Annotated in this window: 21 protein-coding genes and 1 riboswitch; of the genes, 16 read left to right on the top strand and 5 right to left on the bottom strand. The window is 69.7% G+C overall.

Annotated elements, in window-relative coordinates; genetic code table 11:
• The first annotated feature begins 180 nt into the window (after positions 1–180).
• From dxr to FDZ84_RS04915, 10 genes are all read left to right on the top strand, one after another.
• Positions 181–1,425, top strand: a complete 1,245-nt coding sequence (dxr, locus tag FDZ84_RS04960; RefSeq protein ID WP_210435429.1) for a 1-deoxy-D-xylulose-5-phosphate reductoisomerase — start codon at positions 181–183, stop codon at positions 1,423–1,425.
• Between the two features lie 3 nt (positions 1,426–1,428).
• Positions 1,429–2,712, top strand: coding sequence for an RIP metalloprotease (locus tag FDZ84_RS04955; RefSeq protein WP_168584916.1), 1,284 nt, complete (start codon positions 1,429–1,431; stop codon positions 2,710–2,712).
• A 302-nt stretch (positions 2,713–3,014) separates the two neighbouring features.
• On the top strand, positions 3,015–4,169 hold the full coding sequence (gene ispG, locus FDZ84_RS04950; protein ID WP_168584915.1) for a flavodoxin-dependent (E)-4-hydroxy-3-methylbut-2-enyl-diphosphate synthase: 1,155 nt from the start codon (positions 3,015–3,017) through the stop codon (positions 4,167–4,169).
• Positions 4,170–4,365: 196 nt separating this feature from the next.
• Positions 4,366–5,202 (top strand): GNAT family N-acetyltransferase, encoded by an 837-nt coding sequence (locus FDZ84_RS04945; RefSeq protein ID WP_168589815.1) that lies wholly within the window; start codon positions 4,366–4,368, stop codon positions 5,200–5,202.
• A 129-nt stretch (positions 5,203–5,331) separates the two neighbouring features.
• Complete coding sequence (locus tag FDZ84_RS04940) at positions 5,332–7,119, top strand: penicillin-binding transpeptidase domain-containing protein (RefSeq protein ID WP_371812873.1); 1,788 nt, start codon at positions 5,332–5,334, stop codon at positions 7,117–7,119.
• A 48-nt stretch (positions 7,120–7,167) separates the two neighbouring features.
• On the top strand, positions 7,168–7,449 hold the full coding sequence (locus FDZ84_RS04935; RefSeq protein WP_246868803.1) for a type II toxin-antitoxin system Phd/YefM family antitoxin: 282 nt from the start codon (positions 7,168–7,170) through the stop codon (positions 7,447–7,449).
• Positions 7,446–7,841 (top strand): type II toxin-antitoxin system VapC family toxin, encoded by a 396-nt coding sequence (locus tag FDZ84_RS04930; RefSeq protein ID WP_168584913.1) that lies wholly within the window; start codon positions 7,446–7,448, stop codon positions 7,839–7,841. The genes FDZ84_RS04935 and FDZ84_RS04930 overlap by 4 nt, the downstream gene beginning before the upstream one ends.
• Before the next feature lie 139 nt (positions 7,842–7,980).
• A complete protein-coding gene (map, locus tag FDZ84_RS04925; protein ID WP_168584912.1) occupies positions 7,981–8,838 on the top strand; it encodes a type I methionyl aminopeptidase in 858 nt (285 codons plus the stop codon).
• 222 nt (positions 8,839–9,060) lie between these two features.
• A complete protein-coding gene (locus FDZ84_RS04920; protein ID WP_168584911.1) occupies positions 9,061–10,581 on the top strand; it encodes a cobyric acid synthase in 1,521 nt (506 codons plus the stop codon).
• A gap of 98 nt (positions 10,582–10,679) precedes the next feature.
• Positions 10,680–10,928, top strand: coding sequence for a type II toxin-antitoxin system Phd/YefM family antitoxin (locus FDZ84_RS04915; protein ID WP_168584910.1), 249 nt, complete (start codon positions 10,680–10,682; stop codon positions 10,926–10,928).
• Between the two features lie 24 nt (positions 10,929–10,952).
• On the opposite strand, the gene FDZ84_RS04910 is transcribed toward FDZ84_RS04915, so the two are convergent.
• Positions 10,953–11,648, bottom strand: coding sequence for a FadR/GntR family transcriptional regulator (locus FDZ84_RS04910; protein ID WP_246868802.1), 696 nt, complete (start codon positions 11,646–11,648; stop codon positions 10,953–10,955).
• A 49-nt stretch (positions 11,649–11,697) separates the two neighbouring features.
• Here FDZ84_RS04910 and FDZ84_RS04905 point away from each other — a divergent pair, with 49 nt between their 5' ends.
• Complete coding sequence (locus FDZ84_RS04905) at positions 11,698–13,002, top strand: MFS transporter (RefSeq protein ID WP_246868801.1); 1,305 nt, start codon at positions 11,698–11,700, stop codon at positions 13,000–13,002.
• A 146-nt stretch (positions 13,003–13,148) separates the two neighbouring features.
• Here the strand turns inward: FDZ84_RS04905 and gdhA are convergent, their stop codons facing one another.
• From gdhA to FDZ84_RS04885, 4 genes are all read right to left on the bottom strand, one after another.
• Positions 13,149–14,489: an NADP-specific glutamate dehydrogenase gene (gene gdhA, locus FDZ84_RS04900; RefSeq protein ID WP_168584908.1), complete on the bottom strand. Its 1,341-nt coding sequence runs from the start codon at positions 14,487–14,489 to the stop codon at positions 13,149–13,151.
• A 173-nt stretch (positions 14,490–14,662) separates the two neighbouring features.
• On the bottom strand, positions 14,663–16,060 hold the full coding sequence (locus FDZ84_RS04895) for a mycothione reductase (protein WP_168584907.1): 1,398 nt from the start codon (positions 16,058–16,060) through the stop codon (positions 14,663–14,665).
• A gap of 14 nt (positions 16,061–16,074) precedes the next feature.
• Positions 16,075–17,100 (bottom strand): VanZ family protein, encoded by a 1,026-nt coding sequence (locus FDZ84_RS04890; RefSeq protein WP_168584906.1) that lies wholly within the window; start codon positions 17,098–17,100, stop codon positions 16,075–16,077.
• 168 nt (positions 17,101–17,268) lie between these two features.
• Positions 17,269–17,814 carry a YbhB/YbcL family Raf kinase inhibitor-like protein gene (locus FDZ84_RS04885; protein ID WP_168584905.1) on the bottom strand — a complete coding sequence of 182 codons (546 nt, stop codon included), beginning with the start codon at positions 17,812–17,814 and terminating at the stop codon, positions 17,269–17,271.
• Positions 17,815–18,000: 186 nt separating this feature from the next.
• On the opposite strand from FDZ84_RS04885, the gene FDZ84_RS04880 reads away from it, so the two are divergent.
• From FDZ84_RS04880 to FDZ84_RS04860, 5 genes are all read left to right on the top strand, one after another.
• The gene (locus tag FDZ84_RS04880) at positions 18,001–18,990 is read left to right on the top strand and encodes a sugar kinase (RefSeq protein ID WP_168584904.1); all 990 of its coding nucleotides are present in this window, start codon (positions 18,001–18,003) and stop codon (positions 18,988–18,990) included.
• Positions 18,991–18,992: 2 nt separating this feature from the next.
• Positions 18,993–19,589 carry a bifunctional 4-hydroxy-2-oxoglutarate aldolase/2-dehydro-3-deoxy-phosphogluconate aldolase gene (locus tag FDZ84_RS04875; RefSeq protein WP_246868800.1) on the top strand — a complete coding sequence of 199 codons (597 nt, stop codon included), beginning with the start codon at positions 18,993–18,995 and terminating at the stop codon, positions 19,587–19,589.
• Between the two features lie 65 nt (positions 19,590–19,654).
• Positions 19,655–20,566: a D-isomer specific 2-hydroxyacid dehydrogenase family protein gene (locus tag FDZ84_RS04870; protein ID WP_168584903.1), complete on the top strand. Its 912-nt coding sequence runs from the start codon at positions 19,655–19,657 to the stop codon at positions 20,564–20,566.
• 237 nt (positions 20,567–20,803) lie between these two features.
• Positions 20,804–20,922, top strand: a riboswitch (cobalamin riboswitch).
• Positions 20,923–20,969: 47 nt separating this feature from the next.
• Entirely contained in the window at positions 20,970–24,647 is a 3,678-nt protein-coding gene (gene cobN / locus FDZ84_RS04865; protein ID WP_210435428.1) for a cobaltochelatase subunit CobN, read from the top strand.
• A 255-nt stretch (positions 24,648–24,902) separates the two neighbouring features.
• A complete protein-coding gene (locus FDZ84_RS04860) occupies positions 24,903–25,709 on the top strand; it encodes a trypsin-like serine protease (protein ID WP_168584902.1) in 807 nt (268 codons plus the stop codon).
• The last annotated feature ends 408 nt before the right edge of the window (positions 25,710–26,117 follow it).

Here is a 26,117-nt window from a genome sequence, read left to right as displayed (position 1 = left end):
ATCCACATTGCCCCCATCCTCGCACACGCCCCCGGCGCCCGAGCGCGCACCTGCCCCCTGCGATCAGGGAAAAGGGTGTTGTGGAAGCGATTTCCGCAACACCCCAGGCGATGAGTGATCGTGAGCCCCGGAAGTGATTTGCGTACCGCGAGCGATGGGTGCTCACCTTCTTCGGGGACAATGACCGTGATGCACGCCGACACCCCGAATCAGAGCGCACCCGGCGACCCCCGCACCGTGCTGGTGCTCGGCTCGACCGGTTCGATCGGTACCCAGGCCCTGGACGTGATCCGGCACAACCCCGACCGGTTCCGGGTCGCCGGGCTGGCCGCGGGCGGCAGCGACCCGCAGGCGCTGGCGGAACAGGCGCTGGAGTTCGACGTCCCGGCCGTCGCGGTCGCCAAGGGCACCGCCGTCGAAGACGTCCAGCTCGCCCTCTACGCCGAGGCCCAGCAGCGCGGCTACGCGGCCGGTGAGTTCCGCCTCCCCAGGCTGCTGGCCGGGCCGGAGGCGGTCACCGATCTCATCGAGTCCACCCCCGCCGACGTGGTGCTCAACGGCGTCGACGGCTCGCGCGGTCTCAAGCCGACGCTGACCGCGCTGGCGACCGGCGCGCAGCTGGCGCTGGCCAACAAGGAGTCCCTGATCGCGGGTGGTGCGCTGGTGCTGGGCAGCGCCGCGCCCGGCCAGATCGTGCCGGTCGACTCCGAGCACTCCGCGCTGGCGCAGTGCCTGTTCGGGGGTCGTTCCGACGAGGTGGAACGGCTGGTGCTGACCGCCTCCGGCGGCCCGTTCCGGGGCCGCAAGCGCGACGAGCTCGTGGACGTCACGGTGCAGCAGGCGCTGGCCCACCCGACCTGGACGATGGGCAGCGTGGTCACCATCAACTCGGCCACGCTGGTCAACAAGGGTCTGGAGCTGATCGAGGCGCACCTGCTGTTCGGCATCGACTACGACCGCATCGACGTCGTGGTGCACCCGCAGTCGATCGTGCACTCGATGGTCACCTTCGTAGACGGCGCCACGATCGCCCAGGCCAGCCCACCGAACATGCGGATCCCGATCGCGATGAGCCTGGAATGGCCGCGCCGGGTGCCCAAGGCCGCCCCGGCGCTGACCTTCGAGCAGGCGCAGGAATGGACCTTCGAGCCGGTGGACAACGAGGCGTTCCCGGCCGTCGAGCTGGCCCGAGCTGCGGGCTCCGGCGGCGGCTGCCTGCCCGCGATCTACAACGCGGCGAACGAAGAAGCGCTCGCGGCCTTCGTCGATGGCCGGCTTCGCTTCACCGGAATCGTGCAAACTGTGGGTGAGGTGCTCGCCGGCGCAGATCAGTGGCGCAGCGATCCGGCGGGCTTGGACGAGGTCTTCGCGGCCGAGGACTGGGCGCGGACCCGGGCTCGCGAGCTCGCGGGGAAGGCGGAGTAGTAGATGCTGGTCGTCGTTGGCATCGTCATCTTCTTCCTCGGGTTGCTGTTCTCCATCGCGTGGCACGAGCTGGGGCACCTGGCGGCGGCGAAGCTGTTCGGGATCAAGGTCACCCAGTACATGGTCGGCTTCGGCCGCACCATCTGGTCGCGCAAGAAGGGCGACACCGAGTACGGCGTGAAGCTCATCCCATTCGGCGGCTACATCCGGATGATCGGCATGTTCCCGCCGAAGAAGGACGAGAAGTACGGGCGCACCGCGTCGTCCGCACCGTGGCGGGCCATGATCGAGGACGCCCGCCAGATGTCCGCCGAGGAGATCACCCCCGAGGACGCGCACCGGCAGTTCTACCAACGCAGCCCGTGGAAGCGCGTCATCGTGATGCTGGCCGGGCCGGTGATGAACCTGATCCTGGCGGTCGGCATCTTCGCGGCGATCCTGATGGGCCACGGCATCAACACGCCGACCACGACGGTGTCGTCGGTCAGCGCGTGCGTGCTCCCCGCCACCGCCCCGAACACCGAGCAGTGCCCGGCGGATGCGCCGCCGTCGCCGGCCGCGGCCGCCGGCTTCCGGCCCGGCGACCGGATTCTGGAGTTCAACGGCAAGCCCTACGCCTCGTGGGACGAGTTGCAACTGGCCATCCGCGGCTCCGCTGGCACCGTGCCGGTGGTCGTCGACCGCGGCGGCCAGCAGCTGACCCTGCAGGCGAACCTGATGCAGACCGACCGGCCGAAGCTGAACTCGACCAGCGAGTACGAGAAGGTCGGCTTCCTAGGACTGACCCCGACGTCGCAGCTGGTGAAGCAGGACTTCGGCGGCGTGGCGAAGACCATCGGCGGGTTCGTCAGCCTCACCGTGCAGAAGGTCGTCGAGTTGCCGCAGCGGGTGCCCGACCTGATCAACGCGATTTTTGGCGGTGAGCGGCACCAGGACTCGCCGGTGGGCATCGTCGGCGCGAGCCGGCTTGGCGGCGAGGTGCTGGCCTCGGACGACTTCGGCGTGGACGCCCGGATCATCATGATGTTCAACCTGCTCGCGGGCGTGAACCTGTCGTTGTTCGTGTTCAACATGCTGCCGATCCTGCCGCTGGACGGCGGCCACGTCGCCGGTGCGATCTGGGAGGGCATCCGCCGCGGGTTCGCCAGGCTGGTGCGGCGGCCGGACCCGGGCCCGTTCGACACGGCGCGGCTGATGCCGCTGGCGTACGCGGTGAGCCTGATCTTCATCGCGTACTCGCTGCTGGTCCTGGTCGCCGACGTCGTGAACCCGGTGAAGCTGTTCTAGCCGCGCGGCGGGGCCGAACGGCAAGAACGGCATCGGGTGTGAGTTTCACCTGCGTGGCCTAGCGGCGGCGGGATGCGTGTCGGCGGTGTTGAACGGGCTCCGACGCTCGCCACGGCGGTTAAGTGGATCGGGTGGTGACCGGCGCGCGACGGTGTTCCCAACGCGACGTGAACGGGCACTTATGATCACCGAACGTGATCCGGTCGACCCCACGACGTCCGGCCGGATGAACGTGCGCCGGTATCGTGGAGCGAGGCGACGCAAGTCGCCCGAAGAACACCAGAAGAGGTGGAGAGGAATCGATGACCGTCGATCTGGGCATGCCCGCGGCCCCGGCTCCGGTGCTCGCGGAACGGCGCAAGACTCGGCAGTTGCAGGTCGGAGCGGTCGGGGTGGGCAGTGAACACCCCATTTCCGTGCAGAGCATGACCACGACCGTCACTGCGGACATCAACAGCACGCTGCAGCAGATCGCGGAGCTGACCGCCGCGGGGTGCGACATCGTCCGGGTGGCGTGCCCCAGCGCGGACGACGCGGAGGCGCTGCCGGCCATCGCGCAGAAGTCGAAGATCCCGGTCATCGCCGACATCCACTTCCAGCCGAAGTACGTGTTCGCGGCGATCGAGGCCGGTTGCGCCGCGGTGCGCGTCAACCCGGGCAACATCAAGAAGTTCGACGACAAGGTCAAGGAGATCGCGCAGGCCGCCAAGGACCACGGCACGCCGATCCGGATCGGCGTCAACGCCGGTTCGCTGGACCCGCGGCTGATGCAGAAATACGGCAAGGCGACCCCGGAGGCCCTGGCCGAGTCGGCGCTGTGGGAGGCGAGCCTGTTCGCCGAACACGACTTCCACGACCTGAAGATCTCGGTGAAGCACAACGACCCGGTCGTAATGGTGCGCGCCTACGAGATCCTCGCCGAGCAGTGCGATTACCCGCTGCACCTCGGTGTCACCGAGGCCGGCCCGGCGTTCCAGGGCACGATCAAGTCCGCGGTCGCCTTCGGCGCGCTGCTGCGCCAGGGCATCGGGGACACGATCCGGGTGTCGCTGTCGGCGCCGCCGGTCGAGGAGATCAAGGTCGGCACCCAGATCCTGCAGTCGCTGAACCTGCGGCCGCGGAAGCTGGAGATCGTGTCGTGCCCGTCGTGCGGGCGGGCGCAGGTGGACGTGTACAAGCTCGCCGAGGAGGTCACCGCCGGCCTGGATGGCATGGAGGTGCCGTTGCGGGTCGCGGTCATGGGCTGCGTCGTCAACGGGCCGGGCGAGGCGCGGGAAGCCGACCTCGGCGTGGCCTCGGGCAACGGCAAGGGCCAGATCTTCGTCAAGGGCGAGGTGATCAAGACGGTGCCGGAGCACCAGATCGTCGAGACCCTGATCGAGGAGGCCATGCGCATCGCCGAGGACATGGAACCCGCGGACGCCGAGTCCGGAGCGCCGGTCGTAACCGTCAGCTGATCTCGCCGGGACCGGCCGTCCCCGATTCAGGGGGCGGCCGGTCTTCACGTTTCCGGGCGTCCGCACGGTTCGGTGCGCTGGATCGGCGGTGTTCCATCGATCAGGTTGCTCCGAACGGGTGAGTGCACGTTCGGGTGGGTGTGGTGCATTTTGGCCGGGGAGGCTCTTCGACCGGGGTTTCTGGCAGTCTTGGCAGGTGCTCAAGCTCGCCGGTGCACGGCTGTTGGAGGAACGCGACGCGCTGCTGGTCCGTTCCGTGTTGGATTCCGCCCCGGTCGCGGCCTGCATGGTGGCCGCGCGCGTCGAGGAAGTCGGCGTCCACCCGTTGCGTCTCGGCGGCGAACTGTGGGGCTACGGCAACAAGCTCACCGGGATGTGCTTCTCGGGCGCGAACCTGATCCCGCTGCGCGGCGGTCCCGCCGCGATGCGCGCCTTCGCCGACCGCGCGCTGCGCCGACGCCGCGTGTGCTCGTCGCTGGTCGGCCCGGCCGAGCAGGTGCTTGCGCTTTGGAACGAGGTGGCGGCGCAGTGGGGCCCGGCGCGGGAGGTGCGCGCCGACCAGCCGCTCATGGCGCTCTCCGAACCGCCGCGGGTGGCCCCGGACCCGCTGGTGCGCCCGGTGCGCCCGGACGAGCTGGACCGCTACCTGCCTGCGGCGATCGCGATGTTCACCGAGGAAGTCGGGGTGGACCCGTCCAGCGATGGCGGCGCGGCGAGCTACCGCGCGCGGGTCGCCGACCTGATCGCCGGTGGCCGGGCGTTCGCCCGCTTCGAGGGCAACGAGGTGGTGTTCAAGGCCGAGATCGGCGCGGTGTCCCGAACCGTGGGCCAGATCCAAGGCGTCTGGGTGCATCCGGACCGGCGCAGCACGGGACTGGGCACGGCGGGAACGGCTGCGGTGGCGGACCGGCTGGTGCGCGGCCTGGGCCGCACGGCGAGCCTGTACGTCAACGGCTACAACACCGCCGCCCGCCTGGCCTACCGGAAGGTCGGCTTCCAGCAGGTCGGATCCTTCGGCACCGTCCTCCTCTGATCGTCCACTGTGGAGGTTGATGGCCGTTTCAACTGAAACGTCCATCGGTTGGTTGGTGTGGCCCGAACGCGGGTGCCCCGCCGGAAAAGAGGTGTGGACGTTCCGGGGGGTTTCGGCATACTCACGGACATGGTTTCCTCGCGGATCTTGGCCGGCGCGGCGGCACTGCTGCTGTTGCCGTTGGCCGCTTGCAGCACCGGACCCTCTGAAGAGGACGTGGCCGTGTCCTTTGTGAACGCGGTGGCGGCAGGCGACGCAGCAGGTGCGGCGAACCAGACCGACGCGCCCGACCAGGCCCGGCAGGCGTTGGAGGCGGCTCGGCGGAACCTGTCGCCGACCGCCGCGCACGCGACGGTCCGGGAGGTGACCGAGGACGCCCAGGGGGTGCCCACCGCCCGGTTCGACATGTCCTGGGACTTCGGCGCGGGCAAGGTCTGGAACTACCCGAACGAGCTCAAGCTCGTCGAGCAGGATCAGGGCTGGAAGGTCCGCTGGGCACCAGCGGTGATCCACCCGCAACTCGCCGCCGGGCAGACCATCGCCTTCCGCGAACAACGGCCCGATCCGGCGCCGGTCCTGGACCGCGACGGCAAGCAGCTCATGGGCCCGGAGCAACTGATCACCGTGAGCCTCAGCCCGCAGGAAGCCGGTGACGTGCGGGCGGTCGCGTCTTCGCTGGCGAGCGCGCTGAGCGCCGTCGAGCCCGCGATCACCCAGCAGTCCATCCTGGACGGCGTGGCGAAAACGCCGCAGGGCCAGCCGTACGCGGTGGTCACGCTGCGGCAGAGCGACTACGACAAGGTCAAGGCGCAGATTTACGACCTGCCGGGCGTGCGCTTCCCGGCCCAGACGCGGCTGGTCACCACCGCGCGCGGGTACGGCACGCAGGTGCTCGCGGGCGTCGCGCGCAAGGTCGACGAGCAGGTCGAGGCGAACGCCGGGTGGCGCGTCGTCACGCTCGACGCTGCCGGTCAGGAGGCCGCGGCGCTGCACGACGTCGCCGAGAAGCCGGTCGCGCCGACCAACGTGACCCTCGGCGACCGCACGCAGCAGGCCGCCGAACAGGCGGTGGACCCGGTACCGCAGGCCGCGATGCTGGTCGCCATGCAGCCGTCCACCGGCGAGGTACTCGCCGTGGCGCAGAACGCCGCCGCCGACGCGCAGGGCCCGGTGGCGCTTTCCGGCCAGTACCCGCCGGGCTCGACGTTCAAGACGGTGACCGCGACCGCCGGGCTGGAGTCCGGCAAGGTCAACATCGACACCCAGGTCGAATGCCCGGGCAAGAAGGTGTTCGACGGCCGGGTGCTGCCGAACGACAAGGAGTTCGACCTCGGCCAGGTGCCGCTGCGGACGGCGTTCGCGCGTTCCTGCAACACGTCGTTCGCGCAGCTCGCGGTCGACCTGCCGGGGCAGGCGCTGACCGACGCGGGGCGGCAGCTGGGCCTCGGCGTGGACTTCGACATGGTAGGCGCGACGACGATCACCGGCAAGGTGACGCCGGCCGACAGCACGGTGCAGCGCGCCGAGAACGGCATCGGTCAGGGCACGGTGCTGGCCAGCCCGTTCGGCATGGCGCTGGTGACGTCCTCGATCGCCCAAGGACGGATGCCGGTGCCGTCGCTGGTCCGGGGCGTGCCGACGAAGGCCGACGCCGAACCGCAGCCGCCGTCGCCGCAGTCCCTCGACCAGCTCCGCGCGATGATGCGCGAGGTGGTCACCAGCGGGACCGCGACCTCGCTGAACGGCTCCGGTGACGTCCGGGGCAAGACCGGCACGGCGCAGTTCGGCGACGGGACCCACTCGCACGGCTGGTTCGTCGGCTACCGCGGCGACCTGGCCTTCGCGGTGCTGGTGACCGACGCGGGCTCGTCGGGCCCGGCCGTCGAGGCCGCGAAGCGCTTCCTCGCGGGCGCCTGATCGCTTCTCGTGTCCGGGGTGATCACCAGTGGTGATCATTGTGCTACCATGTTGCACATGGAGCGGATCGGCGTTCGTGAGCTGCGGCAGAACGCCAGTCGATACCTGAAGCGGGTCGCCGCCGGCGAATCGATCCTCGTGACCGATCGGGGGCGCACCGTCGCGGTGCTAAGTCCGCCCACGCGTGACCAAACCCTGTACGACGAACTCGTCGCAGCCGGAGAGCTCATCCCCGGCGAAGGCGGCGAGCTCCCCGAACCGTTGCCGGCAGCGCCGACCCCGAACGTCTCCGACCGGCTGCTGCGCAGGCGTGAACAGGAGCGGTTTTGATCTATTTCGATTCCTCCGCGCTGATCAAGTTGATCGCCCCCGAGCCGGAGAGCAAGGCGCTGAGCCAATGGATCCGCGAGCGCTGGGAACACCCCCGCGTGACCAGCGCGTTGTCGAAGGTCGACGTGCTGCGCACCTTCCGTGAGGTAGGGCCGGCCGCCGAAGACCTGGCGTCGATCATCGTGTCGAAGATCGACCAGCTGCCGGTGAAGCAGGACGTGCTCGACGTGGCCACCGAGCTGCGTGGCAACGTCGGCCCGGTGGACGCCATCCACCTGGCCTCCGCGTGCAAGATCAAGAACGGTCTGCATGCCTACGTCTCGTACGATCCGGCGCTACTGGCTGCGGCGGAAGAAGCAGGGCTGACCACGGCCTCACCAGGCGCGAACTGACGGGTACTACCGCAATTTCCATTGAAATTGGAGCTTCAATTTCAATGGAAATTGCGGTCCAACGGCGAGGGTGACGGGTGTGGTGCGTTCGTGGCCGCCACCCGGAGTGGGGGAGTGCAACGCGGTTACAGTGGGGGGCATGCCGGTTCGAGCTCCGTTGAAGCCAGGCGTGCAGACGCCGCGTCGCCCAGTCCCAGCGCACATCGAGCGCCCCGAGTACGTCGACAAGCCGGCTCCCAAGCGCAATAGCGACCCCTACGTGCAGCCGCCCGAGGTGATCGAGGCGATGCGGGTGGCGGGCAAGCTCGCCGCACAGGCCCTGGTCGAGGCCGGCAAGGCGGTGCAGCCCGGCGCGACCACCGACCAAGTCGACGCTGTGGTGCACGAGTTCTTCTGCGACCACGGTGTCTACCCTTCGACGCTGGGCTACCGGGGCTTCCCGAAGTCGTCCTGCACCTCGCTGAACGAGGTGATCTGCCACGGCATCCCGGACTCGACGGTGATCGAGGACGGCGACATCGTCAACGTCGACGTCACCGGCTTCATCGGCGGCGTGCACGGCGACACCAACGGGACGTTCCTGGCCGGCGAGGTCTCCGAGGACGCGCGGCTGCTGGTGGAGCGCACCCACGAGGCCCTGATGCGGGGTATCAAGGCCGCCAAACCTGGACGTCAGCTCAACGTGATCGGTCGGGTGATCGAGTCCTACGCCAAGCGGTTCGGCTACGGCGTGGTCCGCGACTTCACCGGGCACGGCATCGGCCGTTCTTTCCACAGCGGACTGGTGATCCTGCACTACGACGAGCCGTCTGTGCAGACCGTCCTGGAACCCGGCATGACCTTCACCATCGAGCCGATGATCACCCTCGGCACCCACGAGTACGACATGTGGGACGACGGCTGGACGGTGACGACGAAGGACAAGAGCTGGACGGCCCAGTTCGAGCACACCATCCTAATCACCGAAGAAGGCAACGAAATCCTGACTCTCCCCTGATTCCAGGCTCGTGTTGCGTAGCGGTGCGGGTCGCGGAAACCCAGAGGCGCTGCCGGTTGCGAAGGTGGCTAAGCGGCTTCGCCGCTTGCGGCGGATCGCGATGCGTCTTGGTCGGCCGGTGCATTTGTGCAGGTGGGTGGCCCGTGAGCGGTTTTCGGTGTTATAGCACCGGAAAACGCTCACGGGGCTTCGGGGGCCCGGTTTGATGGGTAGGAACTACGTGTGAATGCGGTGTTGGTTGCCGGGACCACCTCGGATGCCGGGAAGAGCGTGGTCACCGCCGGGATCTGTCGTTGGCTGGCGCGCGGCGGCGCTCGGGTTGCGCCCTTCAAGGCGCAGAACATGTCCAACAACTCCGTGGTCACGCCCGACGGCGGCGAGATCGGGCGCGCGCAGGCCGTGCAGGCCGCTGCGTGCGGCGTCGAGCCTTCGGTGCGGTTCAACCCCGTTCTGCTCAAGCCAGGCAGCGACCGCAGTTCGCAGGTCGTCGTGCTCGGGCAGGTGTCCGGCGAGGTGACCGCGATGTCCTACCGGGCCCGCAAGGCCACCCTGCTGGACACCGTCGTGTCCACATTGGAGGGATTGCGCGCGGAGTACGACTACGTCGTGTGCGAGGGCGCCGGATCACCGGCCGAGATCAACCTGCGGGCCAACGACATCGCCAACATGGGCCTCGCGCAGGCCGCCGGACTGCCCGTGCTGGTGGTCGGCGACATCGACCGCGGCGGCGTGTTCGCCCAGCTCTTCGGCACCCTCGCACTGCTGGACTCGGCGGACCAGGCGCTGGTCGCCGGATTCCTGATCAACAAGTTCCGCGGCGATCCGGCGCTGCTGGAGCCGGGGCTGGACCAATTGCGCGCGCTGACCGGCCGCCCGGTGCACGGCGTGCTGCCGTGGGCCGAGGAGCTGTGGCTGGACGCCGAGGATTCGTTGTCCTACGTGGCCGATGGAGTGATCGGGCGTCCCGCGCCGCCGAAGGGCGGTCAGTGGCTGCGGGTCGCGGTGCCGAGGCTGCCGCGAATCTCCAACGCCACCGACGTGGAGGCGCTGGCCGCGGAACCGGGCATCGCGGTCCGGTTCGTCACCGAACCTTCGCGACTGGCCGATGCGGACCTGGTCGTGCTGCCCGGATCCAAGTCGACGGTCGCCGACCTGGCCTGGTTGCGGAGCAGTGGGCTGGCCGAGGCGATCCGCGTGCACGCCCGCGCCGGACTGCCGGTGGTCGGGATCTGCGGCGGCTTCCAGATGCTGGCCCGCCGAATCGTCGACGAGGTCGAGTCCGGGGCCGGCGCGGTCGACGGACTCGGGCTGCTCGACCTGGAGATCGAGTTCGCGCCGCACAAGACGCTGGCCAGGCCGCGCGGCGAGGCCTTCGGCGAGCCTGTCGAGGGCTACGAGATCCACCATGGTGTCGCCGTGCGCCGCGGCGACCTGACGCCGCTGGTCACCCTGCCCGACGGACGGGCCGAAGGCGGTATCGCGGAATCCGTGCTCGGCACCCACTGGCACGGATTGTTCGAGAACAACGCGTTCCGGCGGGCCTTCCTGCGGTGGGCGGCGCGGCGCGCCGGGCGGGACGGTTTCGAACCGGCCGACGACACGGACTTCGCCGAGGTCCGCGCGGGGCAGCTGGATCTGCTGGGCGACCTGGTGGCAAAGCACCTGGACACCGATGCCCTGCGCCGCCTGCTCGACCACGGCGCGCCCGCCGGACTCCCGGCGGTGCACCACAGTTTCAAATGAAGCCGTGCCGGCGTCGGCACGTGCTCCGGTCGCGCGGGAGCCGCGAGCATCGGTGGAAGGTCGTCTCAAGGAGTTGTGACGCGGGTAACGTCGAGGACATGGCTGCCGAGTTCACCGTTGATGAAGCCCGCGAGCGGTTGGTGGAGCTGCTCGACCGCGCCGAATCGGGGGAGGAGATCGTGATCACCCGCTTCGGCGCGCCGTCGGTGTGGCTGCAACCCGCGCGCACCCGTTCCACCACGGGCGGTTTCGCCGCCGGGGTGATCGCGGCGTCCTGGGTGGTGCCGCCCGCTGGCGACGCGTTCGACGTCGGGACCGACTACTGGCCGGACTCGTCGGCCGGATAGCCGACGCGTTCGGCGTGGCGGCGATCAATCCAGCTTCTCCGCCGAGCTCTCCGAGCCGATCTGGCTCAGCAGTTCGTCGAGGAAGCCGCCCGCCTCTTCCGCGGCTCGGCGTGGGTCGCCGTCGCGCACCGCGGCCAGCAGTTCGGCGTGCGAGACCAGTTCCGCCTGGGTGTCCCGGTTGAAGGCGGTCGCGACGCTGGATGCCACCGTCTCGCGGATCCCTTCGTAGAGCGAGATCAGCACCGGGTTGTGCGAGGCCGCGACCAGCAGCCGGTGGAACTCGGCATCGGTGGCGACGACCTCCGCGCTGTCCTGGCGCCGCACCGCCTCGTCCCGGCTGGTCAGGCAGGCCTCCAGCCCGGTCAGGTCCCCGTCGGTCCGCGCCCCGGCGGCCAGCCGCGCGCCCTCGACCTCAAGCGCGCGGCGGACCTCCAGGACCTGGCGCAGCTCGGGGCCGCACAGCTTGCGAACCGCCCCGGAGATCTCGTTGGTGGCGCGCACGAACGTCCCGTCGCCCTGCCGCACTTCCAGCAGCCCGGCGTGCGAGAGCGCGCGCACCGCCTCGCGGACGGTGTTGCGGCCGACGCCGAGTGCGCTCACGAGCTCGGTCTCGGGTGGGATCTTCTCGCCGATCGGCCATTCCCCGGACGACACGAGCTCGCGGATCTGGGCGATGACCTGATCGACCAGCCCGGTCCGCTTGGTGGTGACCAAAGGCACTGACAGGTCCTTTCGTCCAAACATCCTATGTTTGACATACTAGGTTGCGATGTCTACGAAGTCACGACCCCATGTCCCCGAACACGTGGCTGACCAGGATGCCACCCGACTCGCCGCCCAGCACCACCCGGATGCCCTCGCCGTCGAGAACGAGGGTGCCGTCGAGGCGGTCTTCCCCAATCGGCACGCTGCCGTAGCCGGGGGAGGGCTGCTGCTGGCCGGTGTCGCGCTCGCGGCGGCGAACATGCGCCCGGCGGTCACCAGCCTGGCGTCGGTGCTCGGTGAGGTGCGTGACTCGCTCGGTGTTTCCAGCACGTGGGCGAGCGTCGTGACTTCGGTACCCACGCTCTGCTTCGGGGTCGCGGGCATCGGCGCTCCGCTGCTGGCCAGGCGGATGGGCATCAACAAGGTCATCGGCGCGTCGCTGGCGGTGCTGACCGCCGCGATGCTGCTGCGGGTCGTCGACGGACCGTCGACGGTGCTGGGTGGCACCGTGCTGGTCTGCGCCGCGATCGCGATGTGCAACGTGCTGATCCCGGTGGTGGTCAAGGAGTCCTTCCCGACCCGCGTCGGGATGGCGACTGCGCTCTACACCACCGCGATGGCGGCGGGCGGCTCGACCGGTTCGGCGCTGACGCCGTACCTGAACTCCTTGACCGGCAGCTGGCGGTTGGCGCTGGCGACCTGGGCGGCCGTGGCGCTGGCCGCGCTGTGCGTGTGGGTGCCCGCGATGGCTCGGCGCTCCCCGAGGCGTCAGGCTCCGGGCACCGCTTCGACGAGGCAGCGGCGTTCGCTGCTGCGCAGCCCGCTGGCATGGGTGATCACCGTCTACTTCGCGCTGCAGTCGCTGGTCGCCTACGTCGTGATGGGCTGGATGCCCGAGGTGTTCAAGGGCGCCGGGATGGACAGCACGACCGCAGGCATGTTGCTCGGGTTGTTGCTGCTGATCGGTGTGCCGATCAACATGATCCTGCCGCCGCTGGTGACCAAGACCCGCAGCCAGTCCTGGTGGGCCATCGGGCTCGCGGTGCTGACCCTCACCGGCCTGCTCGGACTGCTGCTGGCTCCGCTGGCCATGCCGGTGGTGTGGGCGCTCCTGATCGGCGTCGGCATGAGCGCGTTCCCGCTTGCGCTGGTCCTCATCTCGCTGCGCACCGCCAACGCCGCCGACACCGGGTCGTTGTCGGCGATGTCGCAGAGCATCGGCTATCTGATCTCGTCGTTCGGGCCGTTCCTGTTCGGAGTGCTGCACGACGTGACCGGCGGCTGGTCGGCTTCGTTGACGGCCATCGTGATGATCGTCGCGGTGCAGGCGGTGTTCGGCGTAATCGCGGGACGTCCCCGCACCATCTGACGCTTCTGGCAGGGGGAGCGAACGGCCTGTTCGCTCCGTCTCCTACTGGCGCGAACGGTCCGTTCGCTCCGCCTACTGGGGCGAACGGACCGTTCAACTCGCTTGATGGGGCAAGTTGGGTGGGCGTGACGGGGTTGATCGCCCGGTCAGACGAGGCCGAGGCGGAGCATCGCGTCGGCGACGTTCGTGAAGCCCGCGATGTTCGCGCCCGCGACGTAGTTGCCGGACATGCCGTACTCCGCGGCGGTGGCGTAGCAGCGGGCGTGTACGTCCTTCATGATCTCCTCGAGCCGCTTCTCGGTGAACTCGAAGCTCCAGCTGTCGCGGGATGCGTTCTGCTGCATCTCCAGCGCGGAGGTGGCCACGCCGCCGGCGTTGGCCGCCTTGCCCGGGCCGAACGCCACGCCGGCCTCCTGGAAACTGCGCACCGCATCCGGCGTCGTCGGCATGTTCGCGCCTTCGCCAACGGCGATGCAGCCGTTGGCGATCAGGGTGGCCGCATCGTCCGCGGTGAGCTCGTTCTGGGTCGCCGACGGCATCGCCACGTCGCACGGCACTTCCCAGACGCTGCGCCCCGCAACGAACTTCGCGCCCGGCCGGCGCCCGGCGTACGCGCTGATGCGGCCCCGCTCGATCTCCTTGATCTGCTTGATCAGCCCGACGTCGATGCCCTTCTCGTCGACGACGTAGCCGGAGGAGTCCGAACAGGCCACCACGGTTCCGCCTAGCTGGTGCACCTTCTCCATCGTGTAGATGGCCACGTTGCCCGATCCGGAGACCACGATCTGCTTGCCGTCGAACGACTCGCCGCGGGCGGACAGCATCTCCTGCACGAAGAACGCGCAGCCGAAGCCGGTGGCCTCGGTGCGCACGCGGGCGCCGCCGAAGGACAGGTGCTTGCCGGTCAGCACCCCGGATTCGTAGCGGTTGGTGATCCGCTTGTACTGGCCGAACAGGTAGCCGATCTCTCGGCCGCCGACGCCGATGTCACCGGCGGGCACGTCGGTGTACTCGCCGATGTGCCGGTGCAGTTCGGTCATGAAGCTCTGGCAGAACCGCATGACCTCCCGGTCGGAGCGGCCCTTCGGATCGAAGTCCGCGCCGCCCTTGCCGCCGCCGATGGGCAACCCGGTGAGGGCGTTCTTGAAGATCTGCTCGAAGCCGAGGAACTTGACGATGCCCTGGTAGACCGACGGGTGGAACCGCAGGCCGCCCTTGTACGGGCCGAGCGCGCTGTTGAACTCCACCCGGAAGCCGCGGTTGATCTGCACCTCGCCGCAGTCGTCCTCCCACGGCACCCGGAAGACGATCTGCCGCTCCGGCTCGCAGATCCGCTCGATGATCTTCTGCTCGGCGTACTCGGGGTGCTTGTCGATGACCGGACCGATGCTCTCCAGCACTTCTCGGACTGCCTGGTGGAACTCGTCTTCGCCGCGGTTGCGCTGGACCACGTTCTCGTAGACCGGTTCGAGGCGTTCGTGAAGCACAGTCAAACTCCTTTGTCCGTTGAGCGTTCCGGGCTGTCGCACGCCGTTTCACCGGGCAGCGGCGGGGTTTTCGGGCAGCCCCAATCCACCCAAATTGCCCAACTAACTGGAATTACTCAAGATGACGCATAACACATCTGCTGCCTGGTCCTGGGCGGCAGATGCCCGCGGGGTCACTTCAGCGGCAGGTTGAGCAGGGCGTTCTCGATCAGCTCCGGCATGCCCGGGTGGATCCAGTACTGGCCGCGGGCCATCATCCGGGCGTCCAGGCCGAACTGCATCGCCTGGATCAGCGGCTGCAGCAGCGTCGGAGCCTGCGGGCCGATGATGTGGGCGCCGAGGAGCTGACCGGTCTCCGGATCGGCGAGGAGCTTGGCGAAGCCGGTGGTGTCCCCCATCGCCCAGCCGTAGGCAATGCCCGCGTAGTCCTGGATCGAAGTCACGTAGTCGACTCCGCGCCGCTGTGCCTCCTGCTCGGTTAGGCCGACCGAGGCGATCTGCGGGGCGGAGAACACCGCGTGCGGCACGAACCGGTGGTCGGACTCGATCGGCTGGTCGGGGCGCAGCAGGTTGTGCTGGACGACGCGCATCTCGTGGTTGGCGACGTGCTTGAGCTCGTGGTCGGAGCTGATGTCGCCCAGCGCCCAAACGCCGTCCACCGAGGTCAGCTGGGTCGCGTCGGCCTTGACCTTGCCGTCGGCGGTGAGTTCGAGGCCGCCCGCGGCCGCCTCCAGCAGGTCGGCGTTGGGTACCCGGCCCACCGCGATGAGCAGCGCCTCGGCCTCCACGACCTCGGTGCCCTCCGGGCCTTCCAGGTGCAGACGGACGAGGTTGCCGTCGCGCTCGACCGCGGTCTCCTTGCGGTTCAGCCGCAGGTCCCAGCGCTGGGCGGCGAGCTCGGTGAACCTCGCGGAGATGTCGGTGTCTTCCGAGCGCAGCACCCGGCCGGACCGGCCGATCATGGTCACCTCGACGCCCAGCGTGGAGAACACGTGCGCGAACTCCGCGCCGACGAACCCGGTGCCCGTGATGATCATCCGGGCGGGCAGCTCATCGAGCCTCATCACGGTGTCGCTGGTGTAGTAGTCGACCTGGTCCAGGCCCGGGATGTCCGGGATCGCCGGACGGCCACCGGCGGCCACCACGAAGCGGTCCGCAGTGATCGTCTCCGGGCCTGCGGCGGTTTCCACGGTCAGCTGCTTGACGCCGGTGAACCGGGCGATGCCCTCGTAGAGGGTGACGTTCGGGTTGTCCTCGGCGCGGTAGCGGCGGCCACCGGCGGAGATCTCGTCGATGCGGCCGAAGATCCGGTCCCGGATGTCGCGCCACCGCACGTCGCGCAGTTCGAGGTCGACGCCGAGCTTCGCGCCGCCGGCCGGGGCGCTGGCCACGTCGGCGGTGTGCACGAACATCTTCGTCGGGATGCAGCCGACGTTGAGGCAGGTGCCGCCGTAGGCGTCGTTGGGTCCGACGCCCTTCTCGACCATCGCGACGTCCCAGTCGGCGAACCGGTCGTCGAGTATCGAGTTTCCGGAGCCGGAGCCGATGATGACTAGATCGAAGTGCCGCACTGGTCCATCCTGCCTCAAATCGAGCGCGCCGAGTACGGCGCACCTTGGCTTCGTCGGGCGTCGATCATCTGCAACCCGGCAGCGAGCCCGGTGATTCCGCGGTGATCTCGGGTGCTGGTCACACCCCAGGCGTGCGCGATGCACCACAACACGGCGAGCACAGCACTCGGTTCCCCGAACGAGCCCTCGACCACGCCTTGCGCCACGGCCAGTCCGCCGATGCCGACCGCCCAACGGCACAGCACGGCCGCCGGCGCGGGGCGCCCGTCGGGAGCTCTGGCGCGCAGCATCACCGCGTGCTGGCCGAGCGAGCTGCCGTGTCCGATCAGCATCGCGACCAGCAACAACGCGGCCGGTGCGAGCCACAGCGCGGCGGCCTCCCACCACCGCGTCGGGGCGGTTCGGGTCAGCCGGAGCGCGATGTCCACTGCCCGGGCGCAGGCCACGCCGAGGAGCCACAGCACCAGTGCGTCGCAACACATGCCCAGCAGTCGCCGGGCGGCGGTGACCGGGCGAGGTTCCGCCGCTGGCCGTCCGCTGGTGCCGGTCGGCAGGCGCCGCCGGAGTGGCGCGAGCAACCCGCCGAGTAGCGCGCCGGTGGTGTTCGCGAGGATGTCGTCCACGTCGAAAACCCGGTACGGGCAGGGAAAGGCGAACCAGAACCCGGTCAGTTGGGTCGACTCGACGAACACCGAGGTCACCAATCCGGCCAGCGCCGCAGTCGGCCAACCGCCCCGCACTAGCGCACCCAGCGGGACGAAGAGCGCGATGTTGCACGCGAACTGCCCCAGCATCGAGGGGTTGGTCAACCCGGCGAGCGGCCGCCACTGCGGCGCGAAGCAGGCCGCATCGGTCGGCAACGGCAGGAACACGTAGGAAACCAGCCCGAACGCGTAGAGCAGCACGGCGAAGCGCTGCACGGCGACGCCCACGCGCAGCTCGCCGTGCCTCCGGTGCTCGCTGGCGACGAAGGGCGCGAACAGCAGCGCGGCCACCCCGGCGGCGACCAGCGCGGCGAACGAACCTGGCAGCACGCTCATCCCGATCTCCTGACGTCCGAGAACCTCCCTGTTCTTAAAGAGGAGCGAGGGGCCGTTTCAGATACATCTCGATCGGGCGATCTTGGTGCGCGAAAGAGCCGCGCCGCTCCGGGAAAGCCCGGAGCGGCACGGCTCGCGAAAGGGTGTTGCAGTTGTCGGCTTGCGCCGTCAGCGCTGGTAGGTGGGGGTGATGACGGCGCGCGCGACGGTGTGGAAGGCCAGGTTGAAGCTGACTACCGCCGGGCTGGCGTTCTCATTCACGCCGAGCTTCTCGGTGTCCACCGCGTGGACCACGAAGTAGTAGCGGTGCGGCCGGTCGCCGGGCGGCGGGGCGGCGCCGCCGAAGGCGCGTTCGCCGAGGTCGTTGGCGACGTGGAAGGACCCGGCCGGGATGCCCTGCCCGTTGCGGTTGCCCGCGTCGGTGGCCAGCTCGGTCACGTCGGCCGGCACGTCCACCAGCACCCAGTGCCAGAAGCCGCCCGGGATCGGCGCGTCGGGGTCGAAGCAGGTCACCACGAAGCTCTTGGTGGTCTCCGGGAAACCGGTCCAGCGCAGGTGTGGCGAGTGGTTCTGGCCGTCGGCGCCCATGCCGTCGTAGGCGTGGGCCTGCGCCATCGGCTGACCGTCGGTCACGTCGTCGGAGGTGACCGTGAACGCCGGAACCGAGGGCAGCAGCGAGTACGGGTCCGGATCGATCGGGCGCTCCAAGCTCATTCGAGCAGCCTCCCTTTCATCGGGGTGTGCGTGATCACCGGATTCTCAGCCTAGAGGCCTGCCGTTCGCCACCACAGCGCACGCCGCAGCCACCTTGTTGCGAGGAGTGCAACGGGGATGTGCATTTCGCAGCGATGAATGGTTAAGCTGTCCGGCGACGGGTGCCGTGGGATCTAGGAGGCGAACGTGGCGGAGCCGAGCAGCACCCCCGAGGTGCTGTGCCTGGGGGAGACGATGTCGCTGGTCGCCCCGGCTGCCCCGGTGCCCCTGGAGCAGGCCGCGACGTTCACCCTCTCCGCAGGTGGCGCGGAGTCCAATGTGGCCATCCACCTCGCCGCGCTAGGGCACCGCGTCGGCTGGGCCAGCAGGGTCGGGGACGACCCGCTCGGGCGCCGCGTGGTCGCGGCCATCGCCGCCGCCGGGGTCGACACCGGCCTGGTTGAGGTGTGCCCGGACGCGCTGACCGGCGTCTACTTCAAGGACCCCGGTCCGTCCGGCACCAAGGTGCACTACTACCGGGCGGGCTCTGCGGCGTCCACAATGGACGAAAATTTCCTCGGCGACGAGCAGCTCGACGCGCCGCGGCTGCTGCACATCAGCGGCATCACCCCCGCGCTCTCCGCCAGCTGCGACCGGCTCGTCCGACGACTGCTGACCCGCGAACGCAGCGCCCGGATCACCTTCGACGTCAACTACCGCCCCTCGCTGTGGCCGGTCGAGCAGGCCGGACCGCGGCTGCGCGAACTCGCCCAGCTCGCCGACGTGGTGTTCGTCGGCCTGGACGAGGCGACCACCCTCTGGGGCGTCGAAACCCCCGAGGACGTGCGGAAACTCCTGGACCAGCCGAGCGTCGTCGTGGTCAAGGACGGCGCCGCCGCGGCCTACGCCCTGGGCGCCGAGACGGTGATCGTGCCCGCGCCGAAGGTCCAGGTGGTCGAGCCGGTGGGCGCCGGGGACGCGTTCGCCGCCGGATACCTCTCCGGCGTACTGCGCGGCGAAAACGGCGTCCGCTGCCTGCGGCTCGGGCACATCCTGGCCGCGCACAGCCTGCTCAGCACCGAGGACCACATGGCGCCGCCGGATCGCGGCGCGGTCGCCGAATGGTCGGGCTACGACGAGCAGCAGTGGTGCAGCCTCAGCTTCGGCGGCGGCGTTGCGTCCGGGAAAGGGGAGTGATCGTGGGCTTCTTCGACGAGCTCTTCGCCGGTCCGGTCATGGCGATCCTGCGCGGAATGGACCCGCAGCGGACCGTCGAACTGGCCGAACGGGCGTGGGACCTCGGCATCGAGGCGGTCGAGGTGCCGATCGAGACGCAGCGCGCCGAGCCGTCGCTGCGCGCGGCGGTGCAGGCGGGCGTGCTGCGGGGTCGGCCGGTGGGGGCCGGGACCGTGGTGAGCACGGAGCAGGTGCACACGGCCAAGGAACTGGGCGCGGCGTTCACCGTGGCGCCGGGGCTGGACCCCGAGGTGGTGCGGCTGAGCGCGGAACTCGGCGTGCCGCACCTGCCCGGCGTGGCCACGCCCAGCGAGATCCAGCAAGCCCACCGGCTCGGGCTGTCGTGGGTAAAGGCGTTCCCGGCCGCCGAACTGGGCGCCGGTTGGTTCAAGGCGATGCACGGGCCGTTCCCCGGCCTGCGGATAGTGGCCACCGGCGGGATGAACGCGCGCAACGCGCTGGAGTTTCTCGCGGCGGGGGCCGCCGTGGTGGCGGTCGGTTCGGCGTTGGAGGATGCCGAGCAGCTGCCCGAGTTGGCGAAGTTGGCCGAGACCTCGTGAGTGATCGTTCCGGTTCTTACCGGAACGATCACTCACGACCAGATCCGAGCCGAGATGGAGAAGTCGTGCAGGTCCACATTGGTCCAATCGCCCCGCCGGAGTTGACAGCGGCCGTCGCGGCGGCCGGTGCCGAGATCAGCCCGGCCGCGGAGGCCACCGCGCTGGTCTGGTACGGCGAAGGCCCCGAGCGGTTCGCCGAGTTCGACCACCCCGGCCTGGAATGGGTGCAGCTCCCATCGGCCGGTATCGAAGCGTGGGCCGCCGCCGACGCGCTGCGCGACGGGATCACCTTCACCTCCGCGGCGGGCACCTACGCCCAGACCGTCGCCGAGCACACGCTCGGACTGATGCTCGTCGGAGCGCGGCGGCTGCACGTGATGGCACGAGCGGAGAACTGGGCGCGACCGACGGGCATGCTCAGCCTCTTCGGCGCCACGGTCGGGATCATCGGCGCCGGGGGCATCGGCCGGGTGCTGATCGATTTGCTGCAGCCCTTCGGCGTCCGGGTGCTGGCGGTGAACCGGTCCGGGAAGCCGGTCGCCGGGGCGGCCTGGACCTGGCCGGCCGACGACGAAGCCGGGATGGACCGGCTGCTCGCGGAGTCGGACTTCGTCGTGGTCGCCGCGCCCGCGACGGCCGAGACGGCGAAGCTGATCGACGCCGACGCGCTGTCCCGGATGAAGGCCGGCGCGTGGCTGATCAACGTCGCCCGCGGATCGCTGGTCGACACCGAAGCGCTGGTCGAGGCGCTGGACGCGGAGCGCATCGGCGGCGCGGCGCTGGACGTGACGGACCCGGAGCCGCTGCCGGACGGGCACCCGCTGTTCCAGCACCCGCACGCGATCATCTCGCCGCACTCGGCGAACCCGAAGTCCTTGCTGGTCCCGGCGCTGGCGCGGCGGGTGGAGGACAACGTCCGCCGCCGCCTCGCGGGCCAACCGCTCCTCGGCGTCATCGACCGCACCGCGGGCTACTGACCCTGCACCGGGGATGTGGACAACTTCCGCAAGTTCCATTGAAATCGAACCTTCGATTTCAATGGAACTTGTAGTGGTTCGGCGTGTCGGGATCCGACACGCCGGAGACTGTGGACAACTTCCGCAATTTCAATGGAAATCAGAGCTCTGATTTCCATTGAAATTGCGGCTTGGCAGGTGTCTTGGCAGGTGCGTGGGGGCCGTTAGGATGGCGGCTAGCAAGACGGCGGTGTCGTGGAGGAACCCGGTGCGAATCCGGGGTGGTCGCGCCACTGTGACCGGGGAGCAGCCCCCACGTGCCACCGCCCGCGGGCGGGAAGGCGGGGGCCTGCGGCGATCCGGGAGCCAGGACACTCCGGCCGCCGTGACCCCACCGGGGCGCGCACCCCGAGAGAGGACGACCGTGAGCGAGCCTGCCCGCGAAACTACCCGTGTCCTGCTTCTGTCCACTGCGGACACCGACCTGCTGGCCGCCCGAGCCGCGGACGCCGGCTACCGGGTCGCCAACCCCGCCCGCGTCACCCCCGAAGAAGTCCCGGAGCTGCTCGCCGGCGTGGATGTCGTGGTGGTCCGCCTGCTGGGCGGCCGCCGGGCCTGGGATGGCCTCGACGCGGTCCTCGCCTCCGGCGTCCCCACCGTCGCGCTCGGCGGCGAGGCCACCCCGGACGCCGAGCTGATGGCCCTGTCCACCGTGCCCGCCGGGGTGACCACGCAGGCGCTGGCCTACCTCGTCGAAGGCGGGCCGAACAACCTCGCCCAGCTGGCCCAGTTCCTCTCCGACACGGTGCTGCTGACCGGAGAGGGCTTCGCCGCGCCGGAGAAGACGCCCGAGTTCGGCCGCCACGGCTCCCGGCCGCACGACCCGGCGCGGCCCACGGTGGGCATCGTCTTCTACCGGGCCCACGCCTTGGCGGGCAACACCGGTTTCGTGGATTCCCTGGCCGAGCAGGTGGAAAACGCCGGTGCCAACGCCGTGCCGGTGTTCTGCGGCTCGCTGCGCGGGCTGTCGGACGCGGCAGGCTTGCGCGAACTGCTCGAAGGCTGCGACGCCCTGGTCGCGACGGTGCTCGCCGCTGGCGGTGCCGTCGCGGCGGACGCGAGCGCGGGTGGCGACGAGGACTCCTGGGACGCAGGCGCGCTCGCCGAGCTCGGCATCCCGGTCCTGCAGGGCCTGTGCCTGACCACCAGTCGCGCGGTGTGGGCGGAAAGCGACGCGGCGCTCTCGCCGATGGACGCGGCGATGCAGGTCGCGGTGCCCGAGTTCGACGGTCGGCTGATCAGCGTCCCGTTTTCCTTCAAGGAAAGCGGCGAGGACGGCATCCCGGTCTACGTCGCCGATCCGGAGCGCGCGCGCCGCGTCGCGGGAACGGCGGTGTCGCTGGCCCGGTTGCGCCACGTCGGCAACAAGGACAAGCGGGTCGGCGTGGTCCTGTCGTCCTACCCGACGAAGCATTCCCGCGTCGGCAACGCCGTCGGCCTGGACACCCCAGCATCGGCCGTCGTGCTGCTGCGCGCGTTGGAGGCCGCGGGCTACGACCTCGGCGGGCTGGACGTGTCCGGTCTGGACGGTGACAGCCTCATCCACCGGCTGATCGCCGCGGGCGGGCACGACGTCGAGTGGCTGACCGAGGACCAGATGTCCGAGGCGGCGATCTTGGTGCCCGCCACTCGCTACCGCGAGTGGTTCGACGCGCTGCCGGAGTCGTTGCGGGCGGCCATGACGGAGCACTGGGGCGCCCCGCCCGGCAGCTTGTACGTCGACGACGAGGGCTCGATCTACGTCGCGGCGCTTCGCTTCGGCAACGTGGTGCTGATGATCCAGCCGCCGCGCGGCTTCGGGGAGAACCCGATCGCGATCTACCACGACCCGGATCTGCCGCCGTCGCACCAGTACTTGGCCGCCTACCGGTGGCTGGCCGAGGAGTTCGGCGCGCACGCGGTGATCCACCTGGGCAAGCACGGAACCCTGGAATGGCTGCCGGGCAAGGGCCTGGGACTGGCGGCGGACTGCGCGCCGGACGCGGTGCTGGGCGAGCTGCCGCTGATCTACCCGTTCATCGTCAACGACCCGGGCGAGGGCACCCAGGCCAAGCGCCGCGGGCACGCCGTCGTGGTCGACCACATGATCCCGCCGATGGCCCGGGCGGACAGCTACGGCGACATCGCCAAGCTGGAGCAGCTGCTGGACGAGTACGCGCTGGTCGCAGACTTGGACCCGGAGAAGAAACCCACGCTGCGCAACCAGATCTGGGAGCTGGTCACCGCCGCGGAGCTGCACCGCGACCTGCACCAGGAGGACCAGCCCGACGCGGAGTCCTTCGACGACTTCGTGATGCACATCGACGGGTACCTGTGCGAGATCAAGGACGTGCAGATCCGCGACGGCCTGCACATCCTGGGCCGAGCGCCGGTGGGCGAGGAGCTGGTCAACGACGTCCTCGCGATCCTGCGCGCCCGCCAGGTGTTCGGCGGCAAGGTCGGCGCGCTGCCCGGGCTGCGCTCCGCGCTGGCCGTCCACTTCGGACTCGACGAGCAGGTGCTGCTGGCCGAACCGGGTGCCGGGGCCGACGTGCCGAGCGCGCTGACGCAGCTGGTCGAAGGGCCTTCGGTATCGGCGTCGGACGCCGTGGACCTGCTGGAATCCTTGGCGCGCAAGCTGATCGTCGCGCTGGCCGAGGCGGGCTGGCAGGCCGCGGCGGCCGAGGAGGTCGTCGCCGGGGTTGTCGGCGCGCCGCTGGACTCGGTCGCGCAGGTGCTGCGCTTCGCCTGCACGGAGGTCGCGCCGCGGCTGGCGCGCACCACCGAGGAGGTCGAGCACGTTCTGCACGCGCTGGGCGGCGGCTTCGTCCCGGCCGGTCCGTCCGGATCGCCGACGCGCGGGCTGATCTCGGTGCTGCCCACCGGTCGCAACTTCTACTCCGTGGACCCGAAGGCCATCCCGTCCCGCAACGCCTTCGACGTCGGCTCCGCACTGGCCGATTCGCTGCTGGCGCGCCACCGCGAGGACACCGGTGAGTACCCGCGTTCGGTCGGGCTGACCGTGTGGGGCACCTCCGCGATGCGCACCCAGGGCGACGACCTCGGCGAAATCCTGTGGTTGCTGGGCTGCCGCCCGGTGTGGGACGACGCCTCGCGCCGGGTGACCGGCTTCGACGTGGTTCCGGTCGCGGAGCTGGGCCGGCCGCGCATCGACGTGGTGGTCCGCATCTCCGGCTTCTTCCGCGATGCCTTCCCGCACGTGGTGGCGCTGCTCGATGACGCGGTGCAGACGGTGGCCAAGCTCGACGAACCGGACGAGGACAACTACGTCGCCGCGCACTACCGCGCCGACCTTGCCGACCACGGCGACGACCGGCGCGCCTCGACGCGCATCTTCGGCTCCAAGCCGGGCGCCTACGGCGCGGGTCTGCTGCCGCTGATCGATGCCCGCAATTGGCGCAGCGACGCCGACCTCGCCGAGGTCTACGCGACTTGGGGCGGCTACGCCTACGGGCGCGGCCTGGACGGACGCGAGGCGCGCACCGACATGGAATCGGCGTTCCGCCGCATCCAGGTCGCGGCGAAGAACGTCGACACCCGCGAGCACGACATCGCCGACTCCGACGACTACTTCCAGTACCACGGCGGCATGGTGGCCATGGTGCGCGCGCTGTCCGGGCAGAACCCGGCCGCCTACGTCGGCGACTCGGCGGTGCCGCACGCGGTCAAGACGCGGACGCTGGGCGAGGAGACCAAGCGGGTCTTCCGGGCCCGCGTGGTCAACCCGAAGTGGATTTCGGCCATGCAGCGGCACGGCTACAAGGGCGCTTTCGAGCTCGCGGCCACAGTGGACTACTTGTTCGGCTTCGACGCGACCGCCGGTGTGGTCGACGACTGGATGTACACCAAGCTCGCCGAGTCGTACGTGTTCGACGAACAGGTGCAGCAGTTCCTGCGGCAGTCCAACCCGTGGGCGTTGCGCGGCATGACCGAACGCCTGTTGGAGGCGGCCGAGCGCGGCCTGTGGGCCGAGCCGGACGCGTCGGTGCTCGACGACCTCCGCGCGGTCTACCTGGAGCTGGAGGGGCAGTTGGAGGACTGAGCTCTCGGCAAGCGTGGAATTACTCTTTCCAGACAAGGGAATTGGCCATGTGGCCAAAGTCCTATTTGGACAGTCGTGTTAGTCCGTCCGGGTGGTAATAGTGCGCTTTTTCCACTCGATCGGGTTGCCCTGGCTAGCTCAGGTGTATCCAACAGCGGGTTCTGATCCTCTTTCTCATGGACACTCTTGGACGAGCCGGAGGCGGCAGGTCGAACGACGGCGTGCCGGATGGCTCCGGGGGAGGAGGCAACGGTGATGACAGACACGAAGCGCCGGATGTGGTCGATTGCCGGGCTGCTGGCGGCGGCGACCCTGTCGTCGGGCTTGCTGACAACGACGGCCAACGCGGCGGGTGGGGACACGTCGGAGGCCAAAGCACCGCCCATCGTGGGCGGCCAACCCGCCAAAATCGCCGAACACCCTTGGGTGGTGTACCTGACCGACCCGCAGGGCAACCAGTTCTGCGGCGGCACGGTCGCCAAGGCCAACAAGATCGTGACCGCCGCGCACTGCGTCTCGGGGGAGAAGCCGGAGTCGGTCCAGGTCGTCGCCGGGCGGGAGGACAAGAAGACCACCGAGGGCACGGTCGCCAAGGTGACCGGCATCTGGGTGCACCCGGGCTTCCAGAACGCCAACAGCGGCGCGGACGTCGCGGTGCTGACCCTGGACCAGGAGCTGCCGCACCAACCGCTCGCGCTGGCCGGCAGGGAGGACGGCTCGCTCTACGAAGCTGGGAGGATGTCCTCGGCGCTCGGCTGGGGCGCCACCGCTGAAGGTGGCCAGGCGTCGCAGACCCTGCAGAAGGCCGAAGTGCCGCTGGTCAGCGACCAGGAATGCCAGAAGGCGTACCCGCAGTACAAGTCCGACGCGATGATCTGCGCCGGTTTCCCGCAGGGCGGCGTGGACAGCTGCCAGGGTGACTCCGGTGGGCCGCTGGTGGTCGACAACAAGCTGGTCGGGATCGTCTCGACGGGCAACGGCTGCGCCCGGCCCAACGCGCCCGGCATCTACACCCGGGTGTCGGCGTACCACGACGACGTCCAAGCACAACTGGGTTCCTGACCCGGATCGGCGCGGCCGGGGGCGCACCTGGAGCGCCCCGGCCGCGTCATGTCGCGGTCAGGTCCCGCCGTGATGACATCGGCTTCGACGTCGACCGTGGCCGCTGGTATCTCGACGCCTCCTGGTCCACACCGACCATTGTGCTTCCCACACCGAGTGAGATCACCACTGGTGGGGGACGCCTGCTGAGCGTGGATCTCAGGCGCCGATCACCTCGCGGCCATCGTCGTGGACTCCTGCGGCAACCCGGCCGGACGCCCGCACACGATCCCTTTCGGCCTCACCGGACCACCCGGCAGGCGTGATGGCCGGTAGCGTGCCGCGATCACCAGGACGCCACCGACAATGGCCACTCACTCTAGGAACGGTAGCGCTGGAAGGTCTCGCACCGTCCACTTTGGTCAGTCC

This window comes from Saccharopolyspora sp. ASAGF58, from assembly GCF_012277335.1.
In the GTDB taxonomy this organism is placed as follows: Bacteria; Actinomycetota; Actinomycetes; order Mycobacteriales; family Pseudonocardiaceae; genus Saccharopolyspora; species Saccharopolyspora hattusasensis.
Note: the sequence above shows the minus strand (reverse complement) of the source record. Positions and strands in the feature narration are given on the sequence as shown.

What these genes read in the sequence shown, in the direction of transcription:
- FDZ84_RS04905 (WP_246868801.1), top strand. Translation starts at nt 11,698, where the DNA reads ATGTCTACGAAGTCACGACCCCATGTCCCCGAACACGTGGCTGACCAG.
- ispG (WP_168584915.1), top strand. Translation starts at nt 3,015, where the DNA reads ATGACCGTCGATCTGGGCATGCCCGCGGCCCCGGCTCCGGTGCTCGCG.
- FDZ84_RS04890 (WP_168584906.1), bottom strand. Translation starts at nt 17,100, where the DNA reads ATGAGCGTGCTGCCAGGTTCGTTCGCCGCGCTGGTCGCCGCCGGGGTG.
- FDZ84_RS04860 (WP_168584902.1), top strand. Translation starts at nt 24,903, where the DNA reads ATGACAGACACGAAGCGCCGGATGTGGTCGATTGCCGGGCTGCTGGCG.
- FDZ84_RS04885 (WP_168584905.1), bottom strand. Translation starts at nt 17,814, where the DNA reads ATGAGCTTGGAGCGCCCGATCGATCCGGACCCGTACTCGCTGCTGCCC.
- FDZ84_RS04940 (WP_371812873.1), top strand. Translation starts at nt 5,332, where the DNA reads ATGGTTTCCTCGCGGATCTTGGCCGGCGCGGCGGCACTGCTGCTGTTG.
- FDZ84_RS04935 (WP_246868803.1), top strand. Translation starts at nt 7,168, where the DNA reads ATGTTGCACATGGAGCGGATCGGCGTTCGTGAGCTGCGGCAGAACGCC.
- FDZ84_RS04955 (WP_168584916.1), top strand. Translation starts at nt 1,429, where the DNA reads ATGCTGGTCGTCGTTGGCATCGTCATCTTCTTCCTCGGGTTGCTGTTC.
- dxr (WP_210435429.1), top strand. Translation starts at nt 181, where the DNA reads ATGACCGTGATGCACGCCGACACCCCGAATCAGAGCGCACCCGGCGAC.
- map (WP_168584912.1), top strand. Translation starts at nt 7,981, where the DNA reads ATGCCGGTTCGAGCTCCGTTGAAGCCAGGCGTGCAGACGCCGCGTCGC.
- FDZ84_RS04915 (WP_168584910.1), top strand. Translation starts at nt 10,680, where the DNA reads ATGGCTGCCGAGTTCACCGTTGATGAAGCCCGCGAGCGGTTGGTGGAG.